The organism is Agarivorans sp. (assembly GCF_050295395.1).
In the GTDB taxonomy this organism is placed as follows: Bacteria; Pseudomonadota; Gammaproteobacteria; order Enterobacterales; family Celerinatantimonadaceae; genus Agarivorans.
The window spans coordinates 1-9,684 of record NZ_JBNKPP010000257.1; the positions used below are offsets into that span (position 1 = coordinate 1).

9 protein-coding genes are annotated in these 9,684 nt (G+C 47.6%); 6 read left to right on the forward strand and 3 right to left on the reverse strand.

Going from position 1 to position 9,684, the window contains the following annotated elements; all coding sequences use genetic code 11:
• From ACQY6Q_RS15005 to ACQY6Q_RS15015, 3 genes are all read right to left on the reverse strand, one after another.
• Positions 1-182: urease subunit beta (locus tag ACQY6Q_RS15005; protein ID WP_427982599.1), on the reverse strand; the 182-nt coding region annotated here is incomplete at its 3' end.
• A gap of 22 nt (positions 183-204) precedes the next feature.
• Positions 205-507, reverse strand: coding sequence for an urease subunit gamma (ureA, locus tag ACQY6Q_RS15010; RefSeq protein ID WP_055733697.1), 303 nt, complete (start codon positions 505-507; stop codon positions 205-207).
• A gap of 23 nt (positions 508-530) precedes the next feature.
• A complete protein-coding gene (locus ACQY6Q_RS15015; RefSeq protein ID WP_427982601.1) occupies positions 531-1,415 on the reverse strand; it encodes an urease accessory protein UreD in 885 nt (294 codons plus the stop codon).
• 384 nt (positions 1,416-1,799) lie between these two features.
• Between ACQY6Q_RS15015 and urtA the strand changes: the two genes are divergently transcribed.
• The 6 genes from urtA (at position 1,800) to ACQY6Q_RS15045 (ending at position 9,580) form a co-directional block, all read left to right on the forward strand.
• A complete protein-coding gene (gene urtA, locus ACQY6Q_RS15020; RefSeq protein WP_427982603.1) occupies positions 1,800-3,095 on the forward strand; it encodes an urea ABC transporter substrate-binding protein in 1,296 nt (431 codons plus the stop codon).
• A 109-nt stretch (positions 3,096-3,204) separates the two neighbouring features.
• Complete coding sequence (gene urtB / locus ACQY6Q_RS15025; RefSeq protein WP_427982604.1) at positions 3,205-4,815, forward strand: urea ABC transporter permease subunit UrtB; 1,611 nt, start codon at positions 3,205-3,207, stop codon at positions 4,813-4,815.
• 3 nt (positions 4,816-4,818) lie between these two features.
• The gene (urtC, locus tag ACQY6Q_RS15030; protein ID WP_427982606.1) at positions 4,819-6,024 is read left to right on the forward strand and encodes an urea ABC transporter permease subunit UrtC; all 1,206 of its coding nucleotides are present in this window, start codon (positions 4,819-4,821) and stop codon (positions 6,022-6,024) included.
• A complete protein-coding gene (urtD, locus tag ACQY6Q_RS15035; protein WP_055733704.1) occupies positions 6,017-6,775 on the forward strand; it encodes an urea ABC transporter ATP-binding protein UrtD in 759 nt (252 codons plus the stop codon). Before urtC ends, urtD begins: the two co-directional genes overlap by 8 nt.
• 8 nt (positions 6,776-6,783) lie before the next feature.
• Positions 6,784-7,479, forward strand: a complete 696-nt coding sequence (gene urtE, locus ACQY6Q_RS15040; protein ID WP_055733705.1) for an urea ABC transporter ATP-binding subunit UrtE — start codon at positions 6,784-6,786, stop codon at positions 7,477-7,479.
• Between the two features lie 217 nt (positions 7,480-7,696).
• Positions 7,697-9,580 (forward strand): methyl-accepting chemotaxis protein, encoded by a 1,884-nt coding sequence (locus ACQY6Q_RS15045; protein ID WP_427982607.1) that lies wholly within the window; start codon positions 7,697-7,699, stop codon positions 9,578-9,580.
• The last annotated feature ends 104 nt before the right edge of the window (positions 9,581-9,684 follow it).

Consider the following 9,684-nt stretch of genomic DNA (forward strand, 5'->3'; position numbering starts at 1 on the left):
AGTCGAAAGCCGCGAGCGGCTTGACGGTCGAAAAGCAAGGCCGGGTTGGTTTCGGCAAAGTGGTAGTGAGAGCCTACCTGTACCGGACGGTCTCCGCTGTTGGCCACATCGATGGTGATGGTGGCTAAACCGACATTTAGCTCGATTTCGCCATCCTCAATAATCAGTTCTCCAGGTGTCATATTCTGTTCCTCTGTACTGGGCCTAAGGGATCGGGTTATGCACGGTGACAAGCTTGGTGCCGTCGGGGAAGGTGGCTTCAACTTGTACTTCATGAACCATCTCGGCGATGCCATCCATCACATCGTCACGACTTAGCAGGGTGCGCCCCCAGCTCATCAATTCGGCAACACTGCGTCCTTCGCGAGCGCCTTCTACGATGCTGGCTGACAGATAAGCCACCGTTTCTGGGTAGTTGAGCTTTAAGCCTTTTTGTTTGCGTCGCTCGGCGACGAGGAAGGCGGTAAACAACAATAACTTGTCTTTTTCTCTTGGGGTTAATTCCATATTGGCCTCGTGATCGGTTTAAATTAGGTATTCCAAATGCGTGGGGCTACTGCTTTCAAGCCCAAGGTACAGGGGCGAATAATGGCCCATGCTTGTTCAAACTGTTTTCTTACTTGCTCGGCGTTATTACCCAGATAACGCAATACCAGTAAACCTCTGAGTAAACTTAAGCCCAATTGTGGGCAGTCCAATTGGCTACGCAGGCTTTCCAGTAGTTGTTTTTGCAGGGTTTCGCTAAGTTGGTCAACGGTGGCCAGCATGCAGGCGTATACCGATTGCCCGGCTAAGGCCGCCGGGTTGTTGGCACTCACGGCATTGTCGATACGGGTGTTTTCGATCAGTAGTGGACGCTGCTCGCGATACACTTTAATTGATTGTAATAGTTCGCCGTGCTCAAATTCTTCGTCACTGGCTTGGCGGCCTAGGCAGGTGATTTCCCAAGCAATTAGCTGGGCATTACCTTGCAACATGAAGTGGCTGTCTAAACGCCCTTGCGCACCGTTAAAGACGATGGTTTCTGGCGGTAGCCATTCTAAGCTGCTGTTATTTTCTAGGTGAAAGCGTTGCTGCTGGGCTTGTTGTTGGCGGGCCAAGTTAGAGCGATAAAGTTTGCCCGAGGCGGGCGTGGTGAGCACCACTTTGCTGCCCTCTAAACACTCTACGTTCATTAGTAGCTGGTCTCCAGCCACTAAGCCCCCCGGAGGATGCAGCAAATAAACATGGCAGCAGTCTGGTGCTTCCAGCTCTGGGTGAAAGGGGCGTTGCACCCGCAGTGGGCCAAAACTTCGATTTAGGCTTAAGCGGGTTTTGTTGGCGATGGGGGCAAAGCCTAGCTCGAGCTTGGCTAACCAACCTTGCTTAATGGGGGCATCCTGCGCTGAAGGCGTTATTTGAGTCTGTTGGCTCACACTGATCCTTGTAAGAAGCTAGGGTTTAAATTTATTGCATTATTAACAGCAAAAAACAAACCAGTTTTGGCAATCTATCCTACATGCCTGTTTCTAGGGCGATTTCTATGAAACGTTTGTTACATGAAGAACCATATTGGTGCATTTGCTTGTCATTGGTGCGTTGTCATGGGGGCTATTTAGTAAACTCTCATTTTGGTGCATCTTTTTAGGGCAAACGCTCAGCTGCTGTGCATTTTGAGCAGGGTTTGATTTTGGCTACGTTATTTAACGTATTGTTTTTTATTGGTTTTGTTTCTTTGGCATGGTCGATGCTGTAGTGAGTTCAGCACTGCATGAGGTATCGCATGCTTTAAAAAGACTATAAAAATAGGAAACAGCACAATGACACAACAAAGCAAATGGAAAAAGCTCGCTACTGTCGCCAGTGGCGTTGCGCTAGCCTTCTCTCTTAATGCAGCTCAAGCAGCAGAAACCATTAAAGTAGGCGTATTGCACTCTTTATCTGGCACCATGGCCATCAGTGAAACCACACTGAAAGATACCGTATTAATGATGATTGAAGAGCAAAACAAAAAGGGTGGTTTATTAGGTAAAAAATTGGAGCCGGTGGTGGTTGACCCTGCGTCAAACTGGCCATTGTTTGCCGAAAAAGCCCGCGAATTGCTCGACAAAGAAAAAGTGGATGTGATTTTTGGTTGCTGGACTTCAGTATCTCGTAAGTCGGTATTACCGGTAGTTGAAGAGCTAAATGGCATGTTGTTCTACCCAGTTCAATACGAGGGTGAAGAAAGCTCTAAAAACGTATTCTACACCGGTGCTGCGCCAAACCAACAAGCCATTCCGGCGGTGGATTACTTGATGAATGAAGAAGGTGTAGAGCGTTGGGTATTAGCCGGTACTGACTATGTTTACCCACGTACCACCAACAAGATCCTTGAAGCTTATCTAAAAGCGAAAGGGGTAAAAGAAGCTGACATCATGATCAACTACACCCCATTTGGTCATTCTGACTGGCAAACCATTGTTTCTGATGTTAAGAAATTTGGTAGCACAGGTAAGAAAACCGCCGTTGTTTCAACTATTAACGGTGATGCCAACGTACCTTTCTATAAAGAGCTAGCCAACCAAGGCATCTCTGCTGAAGACATTCCTGTTGTTGCGTTCTCAGTAGGTGAAGAAGAACTATCTGGTTTTGATACCGCACCACTAGTGGGTCACCTAGCCGCATGGAACTACTTCCAAAGCGCCGATAGCGAAGCCAACGAAGCCTTCATCGAAGCTTGGAAAGCCTACACCGGTGATGACAAGCGAGTGACTAACGACCCAATGGAAGCCACTTACATCGGTTTCAAGATGTGGGCTGAAGCGGTTGAAAAAGCCGGTACAACTGGCACTGATGCAGTACGTGATGCGATGTACGGCATTGTGGTTCCTAACCTGACTGGCGGTTACGCAGTAATGAACACTAACCACCACCTCACTAAACCGGTACTGATTGGTGAAATCCAAGCTGATGGTCAGTTCGACATCGTTTGGCAAACCATGGGTGGGGTTATTGGTGATGCTTGGACTGACCACCTAGAAGAATCAGCCACCATCGTAGCTGATTGGACTGCGCCCATTAAGTGCGGCAACTTCAATATTAAAACGGGTCAATGTTCAGGTCAGAACTACTAGTTTAGCTCGCGCATATCACAAAGTGCCCTAGGGCACGCCTTTAAAAAGGCGCGACTGACAGAGTTAGCCGCGCCTTTTGTACAACATCTATTAAAAAGTAGGGATTGTTTTGAGCATATACATATCTCGTCTTTCACACTTGTGGCTAAGCGCTTTGCTACTGTTAATCGCATTACCCGCTGCGGCAAGTGATTGGAACCAGGTCGTACAGGCCTTCGCCAGCGCTAAAAATAATAATCAAAAAGAAGTGCTAATCGAACAGCTCATCGACATCGATGATGAGCGTAACCAACTCATTTTTCAAAGTTTACTCGACGCCAACCTGTACTATCTAAAATCCGACCGACAGGTGGTGGTGGCCATAGAAAAAGACGGCCAATATCAACTCAGTTCGGTGCTTGACGGTAGTGAACTCGGCGCTGTTAGCAAATCTAAAATTAGAAAAATCACTGTAAATAACAGCATTCGTCGCCAGTTACGCAGTGGCTTAGCGCAAATTAGTTTAAGTGCTGCCGATCCAGCGGAGCGCATTGCTGCAGTACGCTCGTTAATGAATGAAGCAGACGAAAGCTTCATGCCGATGATAGAAAAGCGCTTGGTGGCGGAGTCAGATAAGGCGGTGATTGCCAAGCTAAAAGAAATGCAGGCGATCATTGTGTTGCAAAACGGTGAGCCGCAAGCGCGTATCGCCGCTGCTCAGCTGTTGTCAGGGCAATTGGACCAAGCCTCAAGAAACGTGCTGAATCAACAGCAGGCTAAAGAGCAAGATCCACAAGTGCGTGCCGCGATTGATAAGGCGGTAGCCACTAACCAGCAGCTAGTGAAAATTAATGGCATAGCCGAAAACATCTATTTTGGCTTGAGTTTGGGCGCAGTATTGCTGCTGGCCGCTGTTGGCCTCGCAATTACCTTTGGGGTAATGGGCGTGATTAACATGGCCCACGGTGAAATGATCATGTTGGGTGCCTACACCACCTATGTGATTCAGCAGCTGATGCCTAATAATATTGAATGGTCACTATTGGTGGCGGTGCCGGCAGCCTTTGTCGTATCCGGTTTAGTGGGGGTACTGATTGAGCGTGGCATTATTCGCTTCTTATATGGCCGCCCATTAGAAACACTATTGGCCACCTTTGGCTTAAGCCTCATCTTACAACAAGCAGTACGCAGTATCTTCGGCCCCTTAAACCAAGCGGTGATTACCCCGCAGTGGATGAGTGGCTCCTTAGAAATTAATGGCGTACTGTCGCTAACCTTTAACCGCCTTTACATTATCGTCTTTAGTTTCTTGGTGGTGGCACTGCTGTGGACCATTTTACGTAAAACCTTCTTTGGTTTGCAGATGCGCGCCGTAACCCAAAACCGCGCCATGGCTAACTCCATGGGCATTCGCTCTAGTTGGGTGGATGCCATGACCTTTGGTTTAGGTTCGGGCATTGCCGGCATTGCGGGTGTGGCCTTAAGCCAGTTAACCAACGTTGGGCCAAACCTTGGCCAGAACTACATCATCGATTCCTTCATGGTGGTGGTATTTGGTGGGGTGGGTAACCTGTTTGGTACGGTGATTGGCGCCTTAACCTTAGGGGTGGCGAACAAACTGGCAGAACCCTTTACTGGCGCGGTATTAGCCAAAATTCTGGTATTGGTATTCATCATTCTATTTATTCAAAAACGTCCCCGCGGCTTATTCGCCTTAAAAGGCCGTACGGTGGAGGATTAAGTCATGCCAAAGTCTCTATTAGTTAGATTTTTAGTTAAAGACAAAGTCGGCAATACGATGTTGCTGGCCTTGTTAGTTTCAGCCATCTTAGTGCCTTTAATGAGCTTGGCGCTAAGCCCTGAGAATCCTCTACACTTGAGCTCTTATTGGGTCACTCTGCTAGGCAAGTACCTGTGTTATGCCTTGCTGGCGGTAGCGGTGGACTTAGTATGGGGTTATTGCGGTATTCTCAGCTTGGGCCACGGGGCATTTTTTGCCTTGGGCGGCTACGCCATGGGTATGTACTTGATGCGTCAGATTGGTGACCGAGGGGTGTATGCTAATCCCGAATTACCCGACTTCATGGTGTTCCTCGATTGGTCGGAATTACCTTGGTATTGGCTAGGCTTTGATATGTTCCCCTTTGCTATGTTAATGGTGTTTTTAGCGCCGGGGATTTTAGCCTTTGTGTTTGGTTACTTGGCCTTTCGCTCTCGCGTTACCGGGGTGTACCTATCAATTATTACTCAGGCACTAACTTACGCCTTAATGCTGGCCTTCTTCCGCAACGACATGGGCTTTGGCGGTAACAATGGTTTGACCGACTTTAAAGACATACTTGGCTTTAACTTACAGGCCGATTCCACTCGTGCTGTGTTGTTTGCCTTAAGTGCCTTGGCGCTAGCGGGCGCATACATCTTATGCCGCTGGATTGTTAACTCTAAGCTAGGCCGAGTATTGATTGCGGTGCGTGATAGCGAAAGCCGAACTCGTTTTATTGGTTATCGTGTGGAGCGCTTTAAGCTGTTTGTATTTGTGGTATCGGCAATGCTAGCAGGTGTTGCTGGAGCCTTATATGTACCGCAAGTGGGCATTATTAACCCTGGTGAGTTTGCTCCACTTAACTCGATTGAAAGTATTGTGTGGGTGGCCGTAGGTGGTCGCGGCACGCTGTTTGGTGCGATATTTGGCGCGCTATTGGTGAACTTTGGTAAGTCTTGGTTTACTGGGGTATTTCCTGAACTGTGGCTGTTCTTCTTAGGGGCCTTGTTTGTGATTACTACGCTATGGCTACCCAAGGGTGTGGTGGGTTTGTATGGCAGCATCAAGGCTAAGCGCCAAGAGCGTGCGGCCATGGCGGCACAGCCAACTTCGTCTGCTATGTCAGAGCCTAGTTCGTCTTCATCTCAGTCTGAACCTTCAGCCAAAGGAGCGGTAAACAATGCGTAGTGTACATATTCCACAGGACACCATTCTCTATGTGGATGGTGTGACCAAGAGCTTTGATGGTTTCAAGGCACTCAATAGTTTGTCATTGATTCTAGAACCAGGGCAAATGCGCGCCATTATTGGCCCCAACGGCGCTGGTAAAACTACCATGATGGACGTGATTACCGGTAAATTACGCCCCGATGAAGGCACTGTGTTTTTTAAGAACGATATTGATTTAACCCAACACGATGAAGCGGAAATTGCCAACATCGGTATTGGTCGAAAATTTCAAAAGCCTTCGGTGATAGAAAATCTCACGGTGTTTGAAAACTTAGAGCTGGCTTTGGCTGGTCGGCGCGGGGTTTTTGAATCACTGATTCACAAGCTCTCGTCTAGCGACAATAAAAAGATTGGCGATACCCTTGCGTTAATCCGCTTGGCCGACAAACAAGACTGGTTGGCTGGTGCGCTGTCGCATGGGCAAAAACAGTGGTTAGAGATAGGTATGCTAATCATGCAAGAGCCGCAGTTGCTACTGATTGACGAGCCCGCAGCGGGCATGACCGATGAAGAAACTGCACTCACTGCCGAGTTATTTAAAGAGCTGGCGAAGAAGCATTCGCTGGTGGTGGTAGAGCACGATATGGATTTTGTTAAAGCGCTAGATTGCCCAGTAACGGTGTTGCACGAAGGCTCGGTATTGGCTCAGGGAAGCCTAGAGCAAGTGCAACAAAATCAACAAGTTATTGAAGTTTACTTAGGGCGCTAGGAGGCAAAATGTTAGAACTTTCTCAAGTCGATAGTTATTACGGCGCCAGCCAAGCCCTTTACAACGTGGATTTAAGTGCTGAGCCGGGCAAGATTAGCTGTGTATTAGGGCGTAATGGGGTGGGCAAAACCACCTTATTAAAAGCGCTGGCAGGGCAGCAAAGCATTAGTGCTGGTAGCATCATGTTTAATGGTAAAGACATTAGCAAAATGTCGGCGGCGCAGCGGGCAAAACAGGGCATTGCCATTGTGCCGCAGGGGAGGGAAATTTTTGGTCAGTTAACCGTATTGGAAAACCTGAAAACTGGCTTTTCGGTATTGCCTAAGTCGGAGCGCTTTATTCCCGATGAAATCTTTCGTTTGTTCCCGGTACTCAAGCAAATGCTCAGTCGCCGCGGCGGCGATTTATCGGGTGGTCAGCAGCAACAGCTGGCAATCGCCCGCGCCTTAATCATGCGCCCTAAGCTGTTGATGCTGGACGAACCTACCGAAGGTATTCAACCCTCTATTATCAAAGACATTCAAAAAGTATTAGCCCTGCTGCGCGACCGTGGCGAGATGGCGATAGTGCTGGTGGAGCAATATTTTGATTTTGCAGTGGCCTTGGCCGACCATTACACCGTGCTGGATCGCGGCAACGTGGTGTTACAAGGCAGCAAAGCCGAGGTGGATGAAGCCGACGTGAAGCGCTGGATGAGTGTTTAATCGCGAACAATCGCAAATTTTGTATGAAATGTAACCGCTCTTTGAGCGGTTTTTTAATCTAGGTTAGATTTTTGTCACTAAATTAGCACATTGATGCTATAAGCCTTCGCAGTTCACAAGCTTAAATGTTTCTACTTGCTATAGTTAAACCCTTGGTAAACGGTTTGGTTTACTGCTGTGTAGTGAATCGTTATCAGTATTGGCAAAAGGAAAGCCCATGTTTAAAAGTTGGTCCTTAAAAATCAAGCTTGCTGTGTCGGCAAGTTTAGCAATTATTCTTGGCGGTTTTCTGGTGGAGGCGCTGTCATTTCGTGCCGCTTCAGAACGCTTGGATTTTGATGTGGAACAGCGCTTGATGAGTGCCTCGGCATCTTACAATCAATATGTAAGTGACTGGCTATTATCAAAAGAACGTTCTTTAAGCTCTATATCGAAAGAGGCCAAAGAGGAACAGATTGTTGCTCATTTGGCTCAAGTGCGCGATGCGGCGGCCTTTGATAATGTGTTTCTGGCCTACCCCGATGGCTCGCAAAAAAATGCTAATGGCGTTGTTTTGCCTCCGGGTAACGATGACCCGCGTAAGTGGGGCTGGTATATCAATGCTTTAAAGGCACCTCAGCAAGTCTTTATGGATAACCCCACGGTGGCCGCGGCAACTGGTGCCAATGTGGTGTCTTTAGGTAAGGCGATAAAGCTCAATGGCAAGCAAGTGGTATTGGGAGCGGATGTAGAGATTACCGATATTCTTAACAGCTTGGATAAAGTGATTTTGCCGGGTGAAGGCTACATGTTTATTGTGAATAAGCAGGGCAATGTATTTGTCCACCCCGATGCCAAGTTGTTAAATCAAAGTATTGCTCAGTTGGGGCTTAATTTTAGCGAGATACAACAAGCGGCTTCTTCAGACCGCTCGCGCTTAATTACTATTGATGGTAAAGAGTTCGTTATTTTTGCTAAAGCCATTAGCGGCAAACCTTTAATTACCGTGAGTGTGATTGACTATGACTCGCTGGTAGCGCCTTTATACAAAGCAGTGTTAGGGCAAATTATTGTGACGCTGTTGGTTGTGGCAGGCTGTGTGATTTTATTTAGCGTATTGTGTAATGTGCTGTTTAGACCTTTGGCCACAGTATCAGCGGCCTTGGCGCAGTTTGCTCAAGGTAATGGTGACTTAAGCCAGCGCATCGATATTGACACTAAAGATGAAGTGGGCGAATTGGCCAGTAACTTTAATACTTTTGTGGCGACCTTACAGCAATTGATCAGCCATATTCAGCAGCAATCTAATCAGCTCGCCGAGCAATCGGATATTGGTAGTAAACGCGCGACCCAGTCGGTAGCCGAGATTGAAGGTCAACAGCAAGAAATTGCCATGGTGGCCACCGCGGTGACTGAAATGGCGTCGGCAACTCAAGAAATTGCCTCGCACGCTGATCGTACTGCGCAAGCTGCGCAGGATTCAACTCATAGCACTAGCAGTGGTCATGAGTTAGTTATGAATACTAAGAGTTCAATTAATTCTTTGGCCGATGAAGTAAATGAAGCGGCCCTAGTGATTGCCGAACTCAGCAAACACGCCGTCGAAATTAGTACCGTATTGTCGACCATTCAGGGCATTGCCGAACAAACTAACTTATTGGCCTTAAATGCTGCCATTGAAGCGGCTCGCGCCGGTGAGCAAGGGCGTGGTTTTGCGGTGGTAGCTGACGAAGTGAGGGTATTATCACAGCGCACCCATACCTCTACAGAAGAGATTAAGAGCACCATTGAAACTCTACAAAAAACTACCGACCGTGCTGTTGCCTTAATGGAAAGCAGCTCTCGCCTAGCGGGTGGTTCGGTGGAAGATGCCGATAAAGCCTCAAATGCTTTAGAAGAAATTACCAATTCGGTATCGGTGATCAGTGATATGGCGACGCAAATTGCCACCGCTGCTCAAGAGCAAACCCATGTGACCGGTGAGATTTCGCAAAATATCGTATCGATTAAAGATGTTAGCGACCAATTGACCGCAGGGGTGAGTGAAAACTTGGCGCAGTCGCAGGAGCTAAGGAAGCAAGCTGAGCAGCTGCAGAGTAAGGTGAGTGCCTTTAAGTTGTAAGGTGTTTGGCTTTGATTTAACAAAGGCGCTGTATCAGCGCCTTTTTTGTTGGGGTTACAGATCAGCTGATAGTTTGTGTTTTTTGTTTTAAGTTATTGGAATAT